Raw genomic sequence first — 18,863 nt, 5'->3', positions numbered from 1 at the left:
TCATCGCTGCCCGTCTTCGCCGTCGAGCCTGACAGCGGGGCGCTACACCAGCGCCGCAGCCGACATAAGCTCCTGCGCTCCCGGAGCCTGGAACATCCGGCGGCCGCCGTCGGGAACCTCGGTGAAGCACCAGCGCACGACGCCGTCGCGGTCGAGAAGGAATTCGCCGACGAGTTGGCCCAGGCCGGTCGCTATCATCTTTTCGTCGGCTTCCATGACCTCGTAGCCGTCCTTCTTGTCGAGCGCTGCCGCGGCGTCGAAAGAACCCATGGTCTCGGGCAGTTCGCCAGGCATGCTGACCGGCAGCGCAGCGGCTCGCGCCATGCTGACCTTGTACGGCCAGTCGTCCTCGTTCTCCGTGAATTCGAGATTGGGCAGGCCGAAGGCGCGATGCGAGAGGCGCTCGGGATCGGCGGCAGCCACGAGATTCGGGTGCGGATGGAAGCGGAAATAGAGACGGGCCCGCTCGATCGGCGTGTTGACGACCGTAAGCGTCTCCACGCCCTTCTCGCGCAGGCTCGACCCGAGCTGCGCCATGGCCGCGATGTGGCGCCGGCAGAACGGACAATGCAGTCCGCGAAACAGTCCGACGAGCACGGGTTTCTGCCCGCGATAGTCGGCCAGCGCGATCTTGCCGTCGCGCGTGATGGCGTCGAGCACGATGTCGGGCGCGCGGTCTCCCGGCTGCAGCGGCTTGTCGGCAGGAGATTCGGACATGCCCAGTTCCTCCGTGGCTGGAGCATCGGCCCCGAAAGTGGATGCCGGTTTCGGGAAGATCCGATGCTCGATCAAACAAACAGACAGGGTGGCAGCGCCGACTTGTCGGCGTGTCGGCCGCCCTGAAGCGCGTCGCGATCTTTCAGATTCGCTTTACGCGCTTTAGGTCCTTGTTCTTGCGCATGTCTTTGTCCCGAAAACCGGTTCCCACTTTCGGGAGACATGCTTTAGTCGAGAAACGGCAGCACGACGAACGATCCGGGATCGATACCGTGCTTGGCGCAAACATCCTGCGCCAGGCCGAAATAGCGTTCCGCCTCGTCCAGCTCATCCAGATCGAGGTTGAGCGTCGCAAGGCCATCATAGCATGGAACCAGGAGCTGAGGCTCGCCGGTTTCCCGGGCCAGTTCGAGAGCCTCGTTGTAGCAACGCGACGCCAGATCCGGCTGGCCGTGGCATTGGTGGATCTGTCCGAGCGCGATCAGCGGCACGGCCAGGTGCTCGCGCTGATCGAGCGCGCGGTCGATCTCGATCGCCTCTTGCGCGGCCGGAGCGCCTTCGTCGGCGCATCGATCGGTGAAGGTGCAGGAGGCGACCGCCAGATTGGCGAGCAGCCGCGCCTGGATGCCGAGATCGCCGATACGGCGGGCGACGTCGAGGCCGCGACGGCAGACGTCGATCGCCTTTGCCGGGTCGATCGCGCTGTAGAGAACGCCGAGATTGGTGTAGCCGCGGCAGGCGGCGCGCAGCAGGCCGGCCGTCTCGGCCACCGCCACGCTGTCTTCGACATCCCTCAGGGCTTCGTCCGTACGCCCGAGCCGTGCAAGCGCGGCCCCCCTCGTGTTGAGGGCCTCGGCTCTCGCGCGCTCGGCCTCGAGCCGGATCCCCGCCGGCGTGTCTTCCGGCAGGGACTGGACGACATCGAGCGCCTGCTTCGCATAGCGAGCGGCGGCGCGATGGTCGCCGAGCCGGAACGCCAGTCGCCCGCGCTCCTGGAGGAGATGCGCCTGTTCGATCGGCGCATTCATGCCGTCGAGCAGCGCCGCGGCCTCGGCATAGCGCGCCGCCGCCTGGTCGCGTTTGCCGGCGTCCCACAACAGGCTGCCGATCTTGCGGATCACCCGGGCCGCTCCGACCCGGTCGCCATCGGCGGTCAATGCCTCGAGCACCGACCGGTAGTGGTCATGGGCGGCATCCCGCTTGCCCGCGGGCCCGCATAGGTCGGCGATCCGCTCGCACAGGGCAAGCCGCTGCGACCGATGGGCGCCCCCTTCCGGCAGTACGCGGAGCGCCTGATTGAAGAGGCGCAGCGCGTCGTCATTGGCGTGGATGGCCCGGGCCCGGTCACCCGCCGCGGCCAGATAGGACGCCCCCTTCGCCTTGGCGACGCCGTGGCTGAAATGATGGCCGAGCCGGGTAAGATCGTCGAGCCGGGCCGGGTCGTCGCCGCAGATGCGCTCCAGGGCAGCCCCTATGCGTTCGTGCAGTTCGGTGCGGCGCTGCCGCAGAAGGTTCTGATAGATCACGTCCTGCAGCATGGCCTGGGTGAACCGGTAGGATCGGGCCTCGAGCGGCCCGGCACCCTCGCTCTCCTGGATGACCTCCGCATCGCACAGAAGGTCCAGGCCGAACTCGACATCGGCCGTGCCGGGCGAGATGGCGGCGAGCAGGCCGGCGTCGAAGCGCGGACCGATGACGGCCGCCTGCTGCGCGAGCCTGCGCACCGCCTGCGGCAGCCGGTCGATGCGGGCGAGCAACATCGTCTCGATGCTGGCCGGGATGGCTGCCGTCGCTTCGTCGGCCGTGACGCGCCAGGCCGGGCCGTCGCGCACGATCAAGCCGTCCTCCACCAGGCTGCGAACGATCTCCTCGATGAACAGGGGGTTGCCGCCGGCGCGCTCGAGAATGCGTCGGCGCAGCCCCGCAGAAGAGCTGTTCCGACTCCCGCCGAGCAGCGCGTCTACGAGTGCCTGGGAGGCGTCGGTCCCGAGCGGCGCCAGGCGCAAGGTCGAGTGGCTGATCCGTCCCGAATCGAGCTGCTCCATGTCGAGCGTCGGGCGGTGCGTGACAAGGAGCATCAACCGTCGGCGTTCGAGGCGATCCATCACGAAACGGAGTGCCTCGATCGAAACGGTATCCGCCCAGTGCAGGTCCTCGACAATGATCAGCAGCGGCGACAGTTCCAGGCGCCGCTCGAAGATGGTGCGGATCGCATGCAGGATCTGGCGCCGGAGCTGATCCGGCTCGACATGGCGCAGCGCCCCGGTGGGATCGCCGAGGCCGCAAACATGCAGGAAGAGCGGTGTCATGCGGGCGGCCTCGTCCTGAGCAATCCCGAGATCGGTGAGCGCGGCGACAAGCTTCGTACGCGTCTCTTCGGCGGAATCCTGATCTCCGATGCCATAGGCGCTGCGCAGGATCGCGGCCAGGGCGCCATAGGACTGCTCTCCAAGGGGCGAACAGGTGGCCTGGCGAACCGCCACTGCCGCGAAGCGATCATCGTCGTTGATGCGCGCGACGAACTCCTCGACGAGGCGCGACTTGCCGACGCCGGCTTCGCCGACGAGCTGAACGAGCTGCGCCGCGCCGTCGCAGGCCATGCCGAGCGTGTCGAGCAGGCGCGACAGCTCGGCGTTGCGCCCGACCAGCGTCGCGGTGAGCCCCAGCGCCTCGAGCCCACGGGCCGCGCGCGGCGCCGCGAGCGGTGCCAGCAGCCGATGCACCGGCACGCGGCCGGACTTGCCGCGCAAGGCGACATCGCCGAGCGCCGCATAGGAGAAGGCGTGCCGGGTGAGGCGGTGGGTGAGGGGACCGACCAGGATCTCACCCGCCGCGGCCAGCGCCTGGAGCCGCTGCGCCACGTTCACGGTGTCGCCGGTGACCGAATAGGATTTTGCCCCGCCCGCACCGAATGCGCCGGTCACGACCTGTCCGGTGTTGACGCCGACATGCAGCCGCAGGGGACCATCGGCGGCAAGGTCGAGCCGCTCGCCGACCCGCGCGGCCCGGCGCATCATGTCGAGTGCTGCCCGCAGCGCCCGTTCGGGATCGTCCTCATGTGCGGCAGGCGCGCCGAACAAAGCGAGCAGGGCGTCGCCGAGGAATTTGTCGACGAAGCCTCCGAAGGCCTGCACGGCATCGGTCAGTTCCTCGAAGAGCTGGTTCTGCAGGCTCTGCATGATTTCGGGGTCGAGGCGCTCGCTCATGGCGGTGAAGCCGCTGAGATCGGCGAACAGGACGGTGACCGTGCGACGGTCGGCCTCGCCGTCGGACCCCTCGGTTTCGCGGCGCAGGAGAGCCGCGCCCGCCATCTTCGAGGACTGTTCCGGCGCCTGCACGGGGGACTGTTCAGTCGCGGCTTCGCCGCCGATCCGCGATCCGCATTTAGGGCAGAAGGAGAAATCAGGCGCGCAGACGAAGCCGCAGGCGGCGCAGGACTGCGATTGCCGTCTCCCGCAACGGGGGCAGAAGGCAAAGCCGTTCTGAAGCTCGTAGCCGCAGCCTGCGCAGTTCATCGACGCCGCTCGCACCGATGACGATCGCTCGGGAATATAGACGGGTTGAGGGCCTGTTGGCCAGCAACCGGACGTTTCGCTGCCGTCAATGTGCGGTCAGGAGCCTCGATCCCTTAGGCGCCCTGGCCAAAATGCGGTCGCGACGCAGCCAGCGGAGCAGCAGGAGCACCGCCACCACGATCAGCCCGACCGACAGGCCGATCCAGATGCCGACGCCGCGCATGCCATAGTGGAAGGCGAGCATCGCCCCGAGCGGCATGCCGACGCCCCAAAAGCCGGCTGCCGCATAAAGCATCGGCACGGTGGTGTCGTGCAGGCCGCGCAGCATGCCTGCCGCCACCGCTTGCGCGCCGTCGGCCACCTGGAACAGGGCGGCGAAGACGAGGAAGCTGACCGCGAGCGCGACCACCGTTGCGTTGGCCGGATCGTGGGTGTCGATGAAGGCGCCGATCAGCGACTGCGGCCATGCGAGCATGACCAGCGCGGTCAGCATCATGAAACCGACGCCCATGCCGTAGGCGGTCCAGCCGGCGCGGTTGACGCCGGCACGGTCCTGTGCGCCGTAGGCGAGCCCGACGCGGACCGTCACCGCCTGGTTGAGCCCCAGAGGCACCATGAAGCTGATCGAGGCGATCTGGATGGCGATGGCATGGGCGGCCAGCGACGCGGCGTCAATCAGGCCCATCAGCAGCGCCGCGGCGTTGAACACCATCACTTCGAAGGCCAGTATGCCCGCGATCGGCAGGCCGAGCCGGAACAGGCCCCGGAAACGCGGCCAATCGGTGCGCCAGAAACGGCCGAACAGCCGGTAGCGCCGGAAACGCCGGTCGCAAAGAACGACCGCGGTCAGGCCTGCGAACATCAGCAGATTCGCCAGCGCGGTCGCCAGGCCCGAGCCTGCGATGCCCATGGCCGGCGCGCCGAGATTGCCGAACACCAGCACCCAGTTGCCAAGGGCATTGAAGACGACCGCGCCGAAGGCCACCACCAGCGCCCAGCCGGGCCGCTGCAGGGCGGAGATGAAGGAGCGCAGGACGATATAGCCGTAATAGGGCAGCAGTCCCCATTGCAGCCAGTGGACATAGGTGCCGGCCATGGCCGCCAGCGCCGGCTCCTGGCCCATGGCCGTCAGGATCGTTTCGGTCTGCCACAGCAGAAGCCAGATCGGGACGGTGACGCAGAGGGCGATCCAAAGACCCTGGCGCACGGTGCGGCGCACGTCGCGTACGGAATGGCGCCGGCGGCCCAGCTCGGTCGCGATCATCGGCGAGGTTGCCAGCATCAGCCCGAGGCCGAAGATCATCGGCCCGAAATAGAGGTTCGACCCGAGCGCACCGGCGGCGAGCGCCTCCGCCCCGAGCCGTCCCATGACGAGCACGTCGGTCGCGGTCATGGCCGTCTGGGCGAGGTTGGTGAGGACCATTGGCCAGGCCAGCACGAGCGTTGCGCGGACCTCGTCGCGCCAAGGGGTCGCCGACGCTTTCGCGGCGGTGTCGAGCGAAGACATTTTGATCTATCCAGGGGCGAAACGGCCAGGGGCGGCCCGCATTTCGCGCAGTTCCTTCGTGCCGACATATCCCGTTCCGGCACGACAGGACGCTCATTTGGAGCAAGCCAGGGGCAATTACAAGTCCTGGTCGATTGTGCCAGAGCGTCGCACGGGAGCTGAAGAGCGTGGCCTTGGCAGGGGCGCCTGGCGCCACGACCAGTCGTTCCGGAGCGTTGCTGTGGGCCAGTCGGGTTCCGCCGGCATCGTGGGCCATCGAGACCTATCGCCCGAACCCCGCGCTGGTCGGCAGCCACAGCGAAAGCTGCGGGAACGCCCAGAACAGGATGAGCCCGCCTATCAGAAGCGCGACGTAGGGAGCCGACCCGCGAATGATATCGGCCAGCGGCGCGTTGGCTATGCCCTTGATGACGAACAGGTTCATGCCGACAGGCGGCGTGATCAGCGCCAGCTCGAGATTGATCATGAGCAGGACGCCGTACCAGATAGGATTGATATCGAGTGCCAGCATCGCCGGCAGGATGATCGGTGTCGTGATGAGGATGATCGCGATCGTCTCCAGGAACATGCCGAGCACGAATATGGCGATCATGACGACGAGGATAAAGCCCGTCTGGGAGAGGCCGAGGGCGGTGACCGTCTCCATGATCTCCGCCGGCAGGCGGATGATCGTCACCGCATGGCCGAAGAGCCCTGCGCCCGCAATGATCATGAACAGCATGGCGCTGGTGCGCATCGTCTGCCAGGTGCAGTCCCACAGATCGGCAATCGATACGTTGCGATAGACGATCAGGGCGACCGCCAGCGCATAGACGGCACCGACCGCGGCGGCTTCGGCCGCCGTGAAGATGCCGAGATAGATGCCGCCCAGAATGATCGGGGGCATCGCTACCGCCCAGAACGAATTGAGCAGCGCCCGTGCCACCGCGCGCGTTCCGGGCCACGCCTGCGTCTGCGTTTCGCCGTGCCTGTTGGCCTGCATCCAGGAGAAGACTGCGAAGACGAAGGCCATTATCAGGCCGGGGATCATGCCGGCGAGAAAGAGAGCGCCGATGGATGCGTCCGTAACGATCGCATAGAGGATCATCGGGCCGGAAGGCGGGATGAGAATGCCAAGGGTACCGCCGGCTGCGATGATCCCGTAGGTCTCTCGCGGTCGATACCCGAAGCGTCGCATCTGGGGGATCGCCGTTGAACCGATCGTCAGCGCCGTGGCAACCGAGGAGCCGGAGATCGTCGAGAAGATCGTGCAGGACAGGATGGTGGCGAAGCCCAGGCCTCCCTTCACGTGACCCACCAGCTTGTTGGCCATGTCATAGAGGTCGTCGACGACCTCCGCCTTGACCATCACATGCGCCATGAAGGCGAACATGGGGATCGTCGCGAGCAGCGAATTGTTCAGGCTGGCAAAGACAGTGTCCGCGATCGAATCGATCTTGCCCTCGAAGATGAGCAGGACAGCGACCGACGAAAGGCCGAGCGCGGCGAAGATCGGCATGCCTGTCAGAAGCAGGATGACGAGGGAAAGGAGGATGAGCAGGATCGTCAAGTCCGCCGCCCCGTAATGTGCTCGAGCAAGGCGGCGAGCGCGGCCACGATAAGCAGCAGCGCACCGACGACCATTGTCGATTGTGGAATCCACATCGGCACCGACAGGTACCCCGTCGAATAGGCGCCGAAAGCCCGCGAGAACAGGACCGTATGCCACGCCGCAACCAGGAGGAGGGCGGAAAAGAGGATCACGCTGGCCAGCGACCACAACTCCAGGTGCCAGCGCATGCGCGGTCCGGCATGGTCGAAAAGCAGGTCGATGCGGATATGGTCGCCTCGCCGCAAAGCCTCCGCCGCGCCAAACATGACTATGGCCACGACCAGGAAGCCGGTGCCCTCGTCAACCCCCATGATCGGCTTGCCGAGAACGTAGCGGTTGAACACGCTCACAAAGGTGACCGCCAGAACGATGAGGATCAAGGCGGCGCTCAGGGCCCCGCCGATGCGGGAGAGAACCTTCGCGCCTCCTTGCAGAAGCGAGGAGACGCGCCGAGCCTCCTCGTGCGTTGCCGGTTCGCCGGACATCGCGGCCTACTGGATCTTCTCGATGAGACCGAGCAGAGTCTTGCCGTCGTCGCCGGTCTCTTCCGCGAAGCCCTCGGCAAAGGCCGGCTGCATCGCCGCCTTGAATGCCGCGTTTTCCGCGTCGGTGGCGGTATGCACCTTTACGCCTTTCTCCTCCAACTGCTTCGGAGCGTCGGCAGACGCCTGGACCGAGGCATCCAGCGCCCACTGGGCGGCCGACTTGCCGGCCTGATCGAGCGCCGCCTTGGACTTGTCGCTCAGACCGTCGTACCAGGACGGATTGACGTAGCCGTGCAGATAGGCGGCAAGCACCGGGACCACGGTCATGTGGTCCTGCACCTCGTAATATTTGCGCGAATAGGCGGCCGCGACATCGGTGATCGCCGCATCGACGACGCCTGTCGCCAATGCCTGATACACTTCGCTGCCCGGCATCGAGACCGTCGTCGCGCCCATTGCGGTCAGGCCGCGATCGAAGGCCGGCCCGATGCCACGCATCTTGATGCCACGGAAGTCTTCGGGAGTGACCAGCGCCTTGCCCTTCGAGGTGAACACGCTGACATTGGTCTGGAACATCCAGGCGACGTTCTTCACGCCCTTCTCGAGAAGCTTCTCCTCCAGGAAGGCGGCCGCTTCCGATGTCGGCCATTTCTTCCAGGCCTCGATCGAGGACATGGTGTACGGCCCCACGGTAACGTTCATCAGCGGCAGGGTCTTGCCCCACTGGAAGTTCAACGAGAACGCACATTCGATGTCGCCCTTGGCGACGGCAAGAATGTTGTCATTGGCCTTGACGAGGCTGTCGGCACCAAACACCTGTACGTCGAGCTCGCCCTCGGACAGTTTTTCGACCTCCGCCGCCCACTGGTCGACGACCTTGGCGATGTGGTGGGCCGGCGGCAGTTGGTGGCTGCAGCGCATCGCGGTTTGCGCGTTGGCCATGCCGACCGCGGAAGCGGAGAGCAGCAGGGCCGCAGCCAGCAATCGTGTCGTTTGTTTCATTTGTACTCCTCCCTAAAGATGATGTTCGGATGTCGGAACGGGGTCTCCGGCCTCGCTCAGGCCCGCCAGTCAAGCGTCGCAGGCGGGCCGGCGCGCGCAATTCCTCCATAGAAGCTTTCGCCGGGCATCGCCTTCTCCGCCACGCTTCGAACCGCTGCCAGCGCGGGAAGATCGATACCGGTGGCGAAGCCCTTCGTCTCGCACAGATAGACCAGATCCTCGAACACGACGTTGCCTGTCGCGCCCGGCGCGAACGGGCAGCCGCCCAGCCCGCCCAGCGATCCGTCGAGGATGCGGCAGCCCGCGTCGAGCGCGGCGGAAGCGTTGGCGATACCCATGCCGCGCGTATCGTGGAGATGGATGATGAACCCGCCGTCGCCCACGAGAACGCGCATCCCGCTCGCCAGCCGTGTGACCTGCCGGGGGCCGGCAAACCCGACCGTGTCGGCGATCCCGATCACATCGGCTCCGGCAGACATGCACGCTTCAGCAAGGCGGAGGACTTCATCGGGCTCCACCCTTCCGGCGATCGAGCATCCGAAGGCCATGGCAATGCCGGCATTGATGAGGGCGCCGTGGCCGCGCTCGTCACGCATTCTCGCAACCGAGCGGACGAGCCCGATCGCATCATCGCGCGAGCGGCGCATGTTTGCCTGACTGTGCTCCTCGGTCGCCGAAATGACGCAGACGATCTCGTCGACCTGCGTTTCCAACGCATCGGCTGCGCCACGCTCGTTCAGCGCGAGGGCGGCCGAACGCGCGCCGTCAAGCGTGCCGACCGCCTCGATCATCGCCCGAACGTCTGCGAATTGCGGCATCCGGCTCGCCGGCAGGAACGAACCCACTTCGAAATGCCTTGCACCGGCCGCATGTTCGCGAACGAGCCAGTCCCGCTTTTCTTCCGTGGTCGGCCAGGACTTGACGAGTTGCAACCCGTCGCGCAGGCCAACTTCGCGCAGGCTCACCCGGTCCGGCGGATATGCGGTCCCGAGGCGGCTCATGCTGCGTTCCTCACCGTTCCCCGCGCCTTGCCGATCGCTTCCGCGTCAAGCCCGAGCGCCGACAGCACCGAGGTCGTGTCCGCCCCGAGCGCGGGGACATCGCCTGCCGCATTCATCATCATGCCGTCGACATCGACGGGGAGCGACGGCGCGCGAAAGGTCTGTCCGTCGGGCATTCGCGACGCCGCCAGTCCACCCGGTCGCATGACATGGGGATCGGAGTACATGTCCGAGGGCTTCGCGATTGGCGAATAGGGGATGCCAAGCGCCTCGAAGTTCTCCGAGAGCTCGGCGGAGAGGCGCATGGAGATTGCTGCGGCCACGACCGGTATGGTGCGATCGCGGGCATTGATCTGGTCCATCCGCGTCTGCAGCGCTGGGTCGGCGAGAAGGTCGTCCAGTTCCAGCAATCGGCACAGCGCTGCCCACTGGCTCTCGGTCACTGCCCCGACGAACATCTGCTTTCCGTCGGCGGTGTCGAAGATGTCGTAGACCGGCCACGAAAATGTCCGTTCGGGCATCGGGGGCGGGTTCACGCCCTCCAGTTCGAACTGCACCATATGCTGGGCTACGAGCAGCAGGCAGTTTTCGAACAGGCCGATCCGAAGGCTGCGGCCCTTGCCGGTTTCCTTGCGCTCCATCAGGGCGGCCACGACCGAGAGCGCGCCGAACAGCCCACCCATGATGTCGTTGGCCGAGGAGCCGACGCGCAGCGGACGTCCCGTCGGCCCTGTCATGTAGGCCAGGCCCGTCATCATCTGCACGACTTCGTCGAGCGCCGTGCGGTCCTGATAGGGGCCCGACAGGAACCCCTTGTGCGAGGCCAGCACGAGCCTGGGATATTGGCGACGCAGTTCGTTAGGATCGGCACCCATTCTCGCCAGGGATGCATCGCGGAAGTTGTCGATGAACACATCGGCGGTCGCCAGCAGCGCGTCGAGCGCCTTGCGGCCACTGTCCGACTTCAGATCGAGCTGGACGGATTTCTTGCCGCGATTGAAGAGCGGGAAGAACGGGCGTCCCATTCCGGTCAGATTGCGGGTCTTGTCGCCCTCCGGCGGCTCGACTTTGATCACTTCGGCGCCGAGCATGCCGAGGAACATGCCGCAGGATGGACCCATGATCATGTGGGTCATCTCGACCACTCTGACACCCTCCAGGGGCTGGAAGTCCCGTTCCATTCACGCCTCCACGATGGCCCCTAGCCTAGCGTTGCCCGAGAGGTCGGAAAATTATAAAGTTTCTAAGCGAACATTCGAAAATCCAGAAAGGTCGCGTGACATGGATTCGCGGCAGCTGCGCTATTTCGCGGCCATCTACGAGCAGGGTACCTTATCGAACGCGGCGGAGACCTGCCGCGTCGCGGTATCGGCGCTGAGCCATCATCTCGCCAATCTGGAATCAGAGTTCGGCACCGATCTCTTCGTGCGCAAATCGCGGGGGCTTCGTCCCACCGCAGCCGGCGAGCGGCTCTACGGGCATGCCAAGGCCATCCTCAAGGCGATGTCCGCGGCACAGAAGGACATCCGCGAAGCCGGGGACGAACTGTCGGGCGACGTGTCGGTGGGTATGGCCTACTCGGCCGTGAAGGCGATCGGCGTCGACCTGTGCCGCCGTATCGTCGACGACTATCCCAAGGTGCGCCTGTCTCTGTCGGAGAGCCTTTCGGGATCGACGCTGCTGCACCTGATGGCTTCGGAAGTCGACCTCGCGCTCGTCTACAATCCGCCGGCCGACCCTCGGCTGAAGACGCAGGCGGTGCTGGAAGAACAGATGGTGCTGGTCGGCACCCGGGAGATCATCGGCGACAGCGATGCTCCGGTTCGTTTCGCCGACATTCTCGACCTGCCGATGATCCTGCTCCGCCAGGGAATTTCCGCACGTGCGCTTATGGACGACACGAACCTGCTCAAGAAGCTCGAGGGGCGCGCCAAGCTGCAGATGAACTCCGTGCACGCGATAGGCGCCTCCCTGGCCGCCGGGCTGGGCTGCGCGATCGGCACGAAGCTGTTCATGTACGAGCATATCGAAAGCGGGCTGCTGCACTATCGGCCAATCGTCGAGCCGGAGCTTTCGCGCACCCTCTACATCTGCGAGATGGCCGACCGCCCGGCTACCTACGCCCTCGAAATGGTGGGAAAGCTGATGGTGGAGCTTGTTCGCGCTGCCGTCACCGATGGCCGGTGGGAGGCACGAATTGTCGACTAGGCGAGGTCGTGCTTATCGCTTGGGGCCCGACGCTGCGCCTTCACAATCGGCAGACCTGGACTACCCGATGTCGCAACATCGGCCCGAACCTCACGACCGGCAACGGACAATCTGAATTGAAAGCGGTCCGCCCTCGCCGAGCCGCCCAAGCCGACGGACGCGGCAGCCTCTGCTTACGGCAGCGGGTCGACGAGATAACGCTGAATGGTCCCGCCGACCATGTCCACCATGGTCGAATGCGGTACGTCTGCGTCCGAGATGCCGAGTACGTAGCGCGCATAGGCCAGCCCCAGGATCTGGGTCGCGATCAGACATGCGCGCTCTCGTGCGCGAGCCGGCCCGGCGACCCGCTCGACCATGGCGCTCACCTGCTCGGCAAGGATCGCCCTCACCCGCGACGCCGCTTCCTGATTGGTTGCGGCGGTCCGGATCAGGACACGTAGAAGGTCATCGTCATGGCCGCCCTCCCAGCGGCGGAAGAAATGGGCGATCAGAGTTCTGCCGAACTCGTCCCGCTTGGTCCTGGAAAGGTCCGGAAACGCCAGATCGATCGATACCGCCTCCGCGAAAAGCTGTTCCTTGCCTCCGAAATAGCGGTTGATGAGGGCAGGATTCACCTTCGCGTCGGCTGCTATCTCGCGAACCGTCGTCCCCTCGTAGCCGTGCTCCGAAAACGCCTTGCGCGCCGCGCCGACCAGCCGTTTCCGCGTCGCCTGCGCATCTCTGATCATTGTCGTCGCTCCGATGTAAACAACTGTTGACTTGCGGCTGGGCCTGGCTTAAGTAAACATCTGTTTACATGCTTGAAGGAGTGTTCGCAATGGCTGTCATCACCGACGTCCTCGTGGTCGGTGCGGGCCCGGCAGGGCTCGCCACCGCCATAGGCCTGGCGCAGAGAGGCATCGATTTCCGTATCGTCGATGCACTGCCTGAGGCGCAGAACACCTCGCGCGCGGCGGTTATCCATGCGGCGACCCTGGAAAGCCTGCGCGGACTGCAGGTCGAAGGCCGCCTCATCGCGCAGGGGATCAAGGTTCCCAATTTCAGAATGCGCGACCGCGACTCCGTCTTGCTGCATGTCGACTTCACCGGTCTCCCCTCGCCCACGCCTTATGCGCTCATGATTCCGCAAGACGAAAGCGAGCGGATCCTCATCGATCGTCTCGCCGCGCTGGGGCACGTTGTAGAGCGTCCGGTTCGCCTTCAAGGCATCGAGATCACCGGCGGGCGGATCCGGGCCGGATGCGTGGGCCCGCACGGTGAATTGGTGATCGAGGCGCGCTATATCGTCGGTGCCGACGGCGAGAAGAGCACCGTTCGTACCCAGGCCGGGATAGGCTTCCCGGGCGAGACATACGGATCGTTCCTGCTCGCTGACGTCAGAATGGACTGGCCAATTGCCAAGGACGAGGTCACGCTGTTCTTCTCCGAGGCCGGAACGTTGGTCGTTGCACCCATGTCGGGTGATCGCCACCGCGTCGTCGCGCAACTGCCGGACGCGCCGTCGGTTCCAACGGTCTCGGACGTCCAGAAGGTGATCGATACCCGCGGTCCGCGGTCGGGAGCGGGGGTGCGTGAAATCCTGTGGGGTTCCCGCTTTCAGGTTCACCACAAGCTTGCCGACCGTTTCCGGGACGGCTCCGTCCTCCTCGTCGGTGACGCTGCGCACGTTCACAGTCCGGCGGGCGGACAGGGTATGAATCTCGGCCTGCGCGATGCAGCCGCACTGAGCCAGGCATTGGCCGAAGCCATTCGCAATGGTTCGGATGCCGCACTGGACGGTTATGCCGCCGCACGCCGGTCTGCCGCGGCCGAGGTGCTCGCGACGACGGACCGGCTCACTCGCGTCGCGACGCTGTCCGATCCGGCGTCACGCTGGCTCCGCAACCGGGCGATCGGTGCTCTCGGCTTCCTGCCTGTGGTGAGAAGCTACGCCGCGCGGAAACTGGCCGGATTCAGCTGAGCAACGATATCTTCAAGGGAGACTGGCATGGTCGAGCGCTGACAAGTCGCGTTTATATCGAGGGAACCGTTTGTTGCCTGCAACGTCACCGCCTGAACCTGTCGCGTCGGATCGATGGGTCCAGGCTTAGCCCCGGTCGGCTTTCTCTCCACCACGGGCGCAGATGAAGCCGGGCGCGGGGCGCGAGAAGGATGGACCGCACCAGATGCCAGGCGAAGCCGGCATAATGGCCGGCGGCGAGCCGGGCGGAGGCCTGCTCGAGCTGCAGATAGGCCGCGAGCTTGCGCCCCGCACCGGCCGGCAGCCGCTCTCCCCGGCCCGGGGCCAGCCATTTGCGGCGCAGGGCGGCGGCCGCGATCTCCAGTTTCGCCGGATCGGGCTTGTGGCCGACCTCGATGTCGGCGCCGATGAAGGGGGCGACCTTCAGCCGGCCGCCGATCAGGCCGAAGCGCAGGAACCAGTCGAGGTCTTCCAGGCGCGGCAGCGTCGTGTCGATCGGGCCGATGGCACGCGCTGTGTCGCGATGCATCAGCATGGTCGAGCCGGGACAGAACCAGCAGGCCGCCGCGAAATCGCTCGCCGATCCGCTTTCAATCGGGATCAATCTCCGCCGCTTGCCGGTGGCGGGATTGCCGAGCACGAAGCCGGTTGCATAGCAGGCAGGCGGCCTGGCCCCGTTGCCGGCCGCATCCGCCTCGGCGAAGTCGAGCTGGCGCGCGAGCTTGCCCGGCAGCCAGACATCGTCGGAGTCGAGAAAGGCGAGCCACTCACCGGCGGCCTCGCGGATCGCCGTGTTGCGGGCCGCGGCGGCACCGCGGTTCTCGGGGTGCCGGATGATACGCACCCGATCGTCCGCCTCCGCCAGTGTGAAGGGTGTTTCCGAGCCGTCGTCGACGACGACGACCTCGAGTTCGGCGACATCCTGCGCCAGCACCGACGCCACGGCTCGCGCCGTCTTCTCCTGGCGATTGAAGACCGGAATGACGACGGAGACCTTTGTCATGGCCGTGCGTTCATTCTCACTGCGGCAAGGGGGCGTCGCCGGAGCCGCTCATTCGGCATACCCGTTCGGATTCTTCGCTTGCCAGTGCCACATGTCCTGGCACATCTCGCGCAGGTTCTTCTCCGCCGACCAGCCCAGCAGGGCGTTGGCGTGCGAGGGATCGGCATAGCAGGCGGCGACGTCGCCCGGCCGGCGCCCGGCCACAACATAATCGACCTTGCGGTTCGAGGCGTGCTCGAAGGCCTTGATCACTTCGAGCACGCTGTAGCCCTGGCCGGTGCCGAGATTGACGGCGAAGCAGCCCTGCTCGCCCAGCCGGTCGAGCGCCTTCAGGTGGCCCCTGGCGAGGTCGACGACATGGATGTAGTCGCGCACGCCGGTCCCATCAGGCGTCGGATAGTCGTTGCCCCAGACGCTGAGTTTCTCGCGCCGGCCGGAAGCGACCTGCGCGATGAGCGGCATCAGATTGTTCGGGATGCCCTTCGGGTCCTCGCCGATCAGGCCGCTCTCATGGGCGCCGACGGGGTTGAAATAGCGCAGGATCGCGATGCTCCAGCTCGGATCCGAGGCATGAAGGTCGCGCAGCATCTCCTCGACCACCAGTTTCGTCCGGCCATAGGGGTTGGTCGCCGAGAGCGGGTGGTCCTCCTGGAGCGGCAGCCGCTGCGGATCGCCATAGACGGTGGCCGAGGAGGAGAAGACCAGCCGCTTGACGCCGGTCGCGTTCATCGCCTCGAGCAGCCGCAGCGTGCCGTTCACGTTACAGTCGTAATAGGTCAGCGGCTTCTGGCCGGATTCGCCGACCGCCTTGAGGCCCGCGAAATGGACGACGGCCGTGCAGCCGTGCTGCTTGAGGACGCGTTCCAGGAACGCCCGGTCGCGAATGTCGCCCGCCTCGCTCGCCGGCTTGCGGCCGGTGATCGCCGCGATGCGGTTGAGTGCCTCTGGATGGCTGTTGTCGAAATTGTCGACGACGACGATGTCGTGGCCGGCGCCGATGAGCTCGACGGCCGTATGGGAACCGATGTAGCCGGCCCCGCCGGTGACGAGAATTGACATGCTGATCCGATCCGCTTCCGATGTGAATGTCATGAACTGGCTATATCAGGCGCCGGTGTCTTTCAATGCGCCGCCAGGCAGGCTTGGGTGGCTTCGCCTGCTTGGACTCTTCCGCCGCGGGTTTTCCCATAGGAGACACCTGCCCGGGCCACGCCACCGCCGGGCGGCTTTTCGGGAGCGGGCAACCTGTTCAATTCGTGATGCAAGTCGGCAACCGAAATTGACCGGACGATCCGCAGCGCGTCCGGCATGTGGCGATCCGTAAGGCTGGATTAACCACTGCCGGGCGAGATTACGGAGTGGTTTTTCGGGAATGTCGCATGGGCACGATCACACGGTTCCGCGAACGCAAGGTCTCGGACGAGGGCAGAGCCGAACGGGCCGGCGAGCTGGTTGCCCTGCGCGATATCGATATCGACTGCGTCATCGAAACCGTACGGGCGCTGCGCTCGCTCGACGATCCTTCGTTGCTGGACTGCTTCAATCGAAAGGATCGGGCCCGCCGGGCGCTCGCGGACGACTGACCCTCCTTAAGGCTGAGCCGCAATATGCGATGAACCCTCTTGAGACACGGGAGTCGGGCATTGTATGGTTAGCAAATCAGCAACCAACGCGCCGCCTCGATGTCCGCCCGAATCCTGCGTTTTCCGGGTGCAATCCCGAATCACCCCCCAGCAAGGCTTCGGCTCATCGAAGACGAATATGCCGCCAAGGTGACCGCCGATGCGGACCGTCGCTTCTGGGTCCGGGTCGAACGCGAAGGCGGTGACACGATCGTCGTCAGCGACTTCGCCGTCGGCGAGCTTTCCGAGAGCGACTTGATCGAAGGCCTGCGCCTTGCGTTGCGGGCGCTCGACCATAGGGGACGCGCCGCGATACGCTTCATGGACATCGTCCCGGGCGGCATGGACAAGCCGCTTTTCGGAATGCGCCTGGAGCGGGCGGCGGAACTGGTGAAGCGGCTCTCCTGGGCCATCGCATCGGACAGCGGCCGCAGGATCACGGCCTTCAACATCTGCCAGCGTGGCGACAAGATGGACGCGGTCGCCCGGTTCAGCTAGCCGATGCGTCGGTTCAGAAAGCGGGTGCCTGTCTCGGGAACGACCTGACATGGGCAGCGGGATCGACGGCGTCGCTGGTTTCTGTCGCCGGAACTCCGACCCATGATTGCAGCGACGACCACCCGCAAACGTGTTCTGGAGCCGATCGACCGGATATCGGAAGTGCTGTTCGGTCTGATCATGGTCCTGACCTTCACCGGATCGCTGAGCGCGGCGGAGGCGGGGCGATCCGAAGTACGGACGATGCTGATCGGCGCGCTGGGCTGCAATCTGGCCTGGGGGCTTATCGATGCCATCATGTATCTCATGGGATGCCTGTCCGAGCGTGCGGCCGGCTTGCGCACCCTGGCGGCCGTGCAACGAGCGACAACGATGGAAGAGGCGCAGGACGTCATCCTCCAGGCCGTGCCGCCGGTCATCGGCCGGGTCCTCACGCCTGCCGACGTCGAACGAATCCGCGACGAACTCACCCGGACAAGACTGCCCGCAAACCGGGCTCGGCTCGTCGGGGAGGATTGGCTGGGCGCCGCCGGGGTGTTCCTGCTTGTGTTCGCATCCACCATCCCCGTGGTGGTGCCGTTCATGCTACTCGACGAGGCGACGGTGGCGCTGCGCCTGTCGAATGCGATCGCGATGGCCATGATGTTCGCCTGCGGCTACGCATTCGGCCACCTCGCCGGTTATCGGCGCTGGCTGACCGGTGGTTCCATGGTGCTGCTCGGCGGCTTGCTGGTCACCCTGACCATTGCGCTGGGCGGCTGACAGGAATGCCTGATATCGCCCTACAGCGCGTCGCGTATATCCTTTCTCACGCGACGCGCTGTAGCCGAATTCAGCTGGGCGCCATGCGTTCGAATTTCTGCAACGAGGGATCGATCGGGTCCCATGCATGGCCGCGGATGCTGTAGGTGAGCGCTTGCGGGTTGAATTGGCCTGGGTCGTCGAGGCTGGCCGCGTGGACCGCTATCAGTTCCGGCATTGCAGCGAATGTCAGGTAGACCGGTGTTCCGCATGTCGGGCAGAAGGCATGGATCTTGTCATTCCCGCTATCCCCGGCCACCCTCCACAGTGACGCTTTGCCGGCAATTCTCACGTCGGCTTGCTGCGGGAAGGTCAGATAGGACCCGTGCCCGGTACCGCTTCGTTTCTGGCAATCCCTGCATTGGCAGTGGTTCTCGAAGATGGGTTCGCTGCTCGTTTCATAGCGGATCGCGCCACACGCGCATCCGCCTGAATAGGACTTGGCCATGATCATGCTCCCTTGGGTGTTCTGACGCCGCACTGATCAGGCCGCCTTTGGCTTGGCGAAGACGTCGAGCCCACGGCCGGTCTCCAGGAAGGATTTCAGGCTGGAGAGAACCACCGGCCAACCTTTCTTGATGCCGTTCGCCATCCCGCTGCCGGCTTCGAGCTCGTCATGGGCGACGGTCAGCCGGACCATGTTCTCGTATTCTTCGATCTCGAATGTCACCCGGCTGTAGCTTGCCGGGTCGGACGCCTGCGAAGCGTTCGCCCAGGTGATGACCAGGCGGGTCGGCGGCGAGACCTCGACGACCTTGCCGACGAGCTCGACCGTCCGTTTGTCATCGGCACGAATATGTTCCCATTTCGATCCGGGTCTCCAGTCGGAGACGTTCTCATGCCCCCAGTAGCGTCTTGCGAGGTCCGGTTTCGTTATGGCCTCGAACACCTTTTCCGGCGTCGAGAGGATATAGGTCACATAAAGAAAGCTGGTCGTCTCTTTGGTCATG

At 65.5% G+C, this 18,863-nt stretch carries 18 protein-coding genes; 5 read left to right on the top strand and 13 right to left on the bottom strand.

The genetic code is table 11. The features are described 5' to 3' along the window. Window positions 1–42: 42 nt before the first annotated feature. The 8 genes from JN302_RS02420 to JN302_RS02385 form a co-directional block, all read right to left on the bottom strand. Entirely contained in the window at window positions 43–717 is a 675-nt protein-coding gene (locus tag JN302_RS02420; RefSeq protein WP_202331521.1) for a peroxiredoxin-like family protein, read from the bottom strand. A 227-nt stretch (window positions 718–944) separates the two neighbouring features. After that, the gene (locus JN302_RS02415; protein ID WP_202331519.1) at window positions 945–4,232 is read right to left on the bottom strand and encodes an adenylate/guanylate cyclase domain-containing protein; all 3,288 of its coding nucleotides are present in this window, start codon (window positions 4,230–4,232) and stop codon (window positions 945–947) included. 85 nt (window positions 4,233–4,317) lie between these two features. Continuing rightward, window positions 4,318–5,739 (bottom strand): MATE family efflux transporter, encoded by a 1,422-nt coding sequence (locus JN302_RS02410; protein ID WP_202331517.1) that lies wholly within the window; start codon window positions 5,737–5,739, stop codon window positions 4,318–4,320. 262 nt (window positions 5,740–6,001) lie between these two features. Further along, a complete protein-coding gene (locus JN302_RS02405; RefSeq protein ID WP_202331516.1) occupies window positions 6,002–7,288 on the bottom strand; it encodes a TRAP transporter large permease in 1,287 nt (428 codons plus the stop codon). Continuing rightward, the gene (locus JN302_RS02400; RefSeq protein ID WP_202331514.1) at window positions 7,285–7,815 is read right to left on the bottom strand and encodes a TRAP transporter small permease; all 531 of its coding nucleotides are present in this window, start codon (window positions 7,813–7,815) and stop codon (window positions 7,285–7,287) included. The genes JN302_RS02405 and JN302_RS02400 overlap by 4 nt, the downstream gene beginning before the upstream one ends. Window positions 7,816–7,821: 6 nt before the next feature. Continuing rightward, window positions 7,822–8,817, bottom strand: a complete 996-nt coding sequence (locus JN302_RS02395; RefSeq protein WP_202331512.1) for a TRAP transporter substrate-binding protein — start codon at window positions 8,815–8,817, stop codon at window positions 7,822–7,824. A gap of 56 nt (window positions 8,818–8,873) precedes the next feature. Then, a complete protein-coding gene (locus JN302_RS02390; protein ID WP_202331510.1) occupies window positions 8,874–9,818 on the bottom strand; it encodes a hydroxymethylglutaryl-CoA lyase in 945 nt (314 codons plus the stop codon). After that, the gene (locus tag JN302_RS02385; protein WP_202331508.1) at window positions 9,815–10,999 is read right to left on the bottom strand and encodes a CaiB/BaiF CoA transferase family protein; all 1,185 of its coding nucleotides are present in this window, start codon (window positions 10,997–10,999) and stop codon (window positions 9,815–9,817) included. Before JN302_RS02385 ends, JN302_RS02390 begins: the two co-directional genes overlap by 4 nt. Before the next feature lie 100 nt (window positions 11,000–11,099). Between JN302_RS02385 and JN302_RS02380 the strand changes: the two genes are divergently transcribed. Continuing rightward, window positions 11,100–12,026: a LysR family transcriptional regulator gene (locus JN302_RS02380; protein WP_202309928.1), complete on the top strand. Its 927-nt coding sequence runs from the start codon at window positions 11,100–11,102 to the stop codon at window positions 12,024–12,026. Between the two features lie 173 nt (window positions 12,027–12,199). Here JN302_RS02380 and JN302_RS02375 read toward each other — a convergent pair whose 3' ends face one another. Beyond that, window positions 12,200–12,757, bottom strand: a complete 558-nt coding sequence (locus tag JN302_RS02375; protein WP_202309927.1) for a TetR/AcrR family transcriptional regulator — start codon at window positions 12,755–12,757, stop codon at window positions 12,200–12,202. Window positions 12,758–12,846: 89 nt separating this feature from the next. Here JN302_RS02375 and JN302_RS02370 point away from each other — a divergent pair, with 89 nt between their 5' ends. Then, entirely contained in the window at window positions 12,847–13,989 is a 1,143-nt protein-coding gene (locus JN302_RS02370; RefSeq protein ID WP_202331506.1) for an FAD-dependent monooxygenase, read from the top strand. Window positions 13,990–14,074: 85 nt separating this feature from the next. Here the strand turns inward: JN302_RS02370 and JN302_RS02365 are convergent, their stop codons facing one another. Further along, a complete protein-coding gene (locus JN302_RS02365; protein WP_202331504.1) occupies window positions 14,075–14,992 on the bottom strand; it encodes a glycosyltransferase family 2 protein in 918 nt (305 codons plus the stop codon). Between the two features lie 48 nt (window positions 14,993–15,040). After that, on the bottom strand, window positions 15,041–16,051 hold the full coding sequence (gene galE / locus JN302_RS02360) for a UDP-glucose 4-epimerase GalE (RefSeq protein ID WP_202309924.1): 1,011 nt from the start codon (window positions 16,049–16,051) through the stop codon (window positions 15,041–15,043). A gap of 320 nt (window positions 16,052–16,371) precedes the next feature. Here galE and JN302_RS02355 point away from each other — a divergent pair, with 320 nt between their 5' ends. From JN302_RS02355 to JN302_RS02345, 3 genes are all read left to right on the top strand, one after another. Continuing rightward, complete coding sequence (locus JN302_RS02355; protein ID WP_202309923.1) at window positions 16,372–16,575, top strand: hypothetical protein; 204 nt, start codon at window positions 16,372–16,374, stop codon at window positions 16,573–16,575. A 99-nt stretch (window positions 16,576–16,674) separates the two neighbouring features. After that, complete coding sequence (locus JN302_RS02350; protein ID WP_202309922.1) at window positions 16,675–17,112, top strand: hypothetical protein; 438 nt, start codon at window positions 16,675–16,677, stop codon at window positions 17,110–17,112. A gap of 162 nt (window positions 17,113–17,274) precedes the next feature. Further along, entirely contained in the window at window positions 17,275–17,874 is a 600-nt protein-coding gene (locus JN302_RS02345) for a VIT1/CCC1 transporter family protein (protein ID WP_202331502.1), read from the top strand. 70 nt (window positions 17,875–17,944) lie between these two features. Here JN302_RS02345 and JN302_RS02340 read toward each other — a convergent pair whose 3' ends face one another. Beyond that, window positions 17,945–18,361: a GFA family protein gene (locus JN302_RS02340; protein WP_202334158.1), complete on the bottom strand. Its 417-nt coding sequence runs from the start codon at window positions 18,359–18,361 to the stop codon at window positions 17,945–17,947. Window positions 18,362–18,397: 36 nt separating this feature from the next. Next, window positions 18,398–18,862: an SRPBCC family protein gene (locus JN302_RS02335; RefSeq protein ID WP_202331500.1), complete on the bottom strand. Its 465-nt coding sequence runs from the start codon at window positions 18,860–18,862 to the stop codon at window positions 18,398–18,400. Between the last annotated feature and the right edge of the window lies 1 nt (window position 18,863).

It is taken from the genome of Mesorhizobium sp. L-8-3 (assembly GCF_016756615.1).
Taxonomy (GTDB): Bacteria; Pseudomonadota; Alphaproteobacteria; order Rhizobiales; family Rhizobiaceae.
This window is presented reverse-complemented; position numbering and strand designations above follow the sequence as displayed.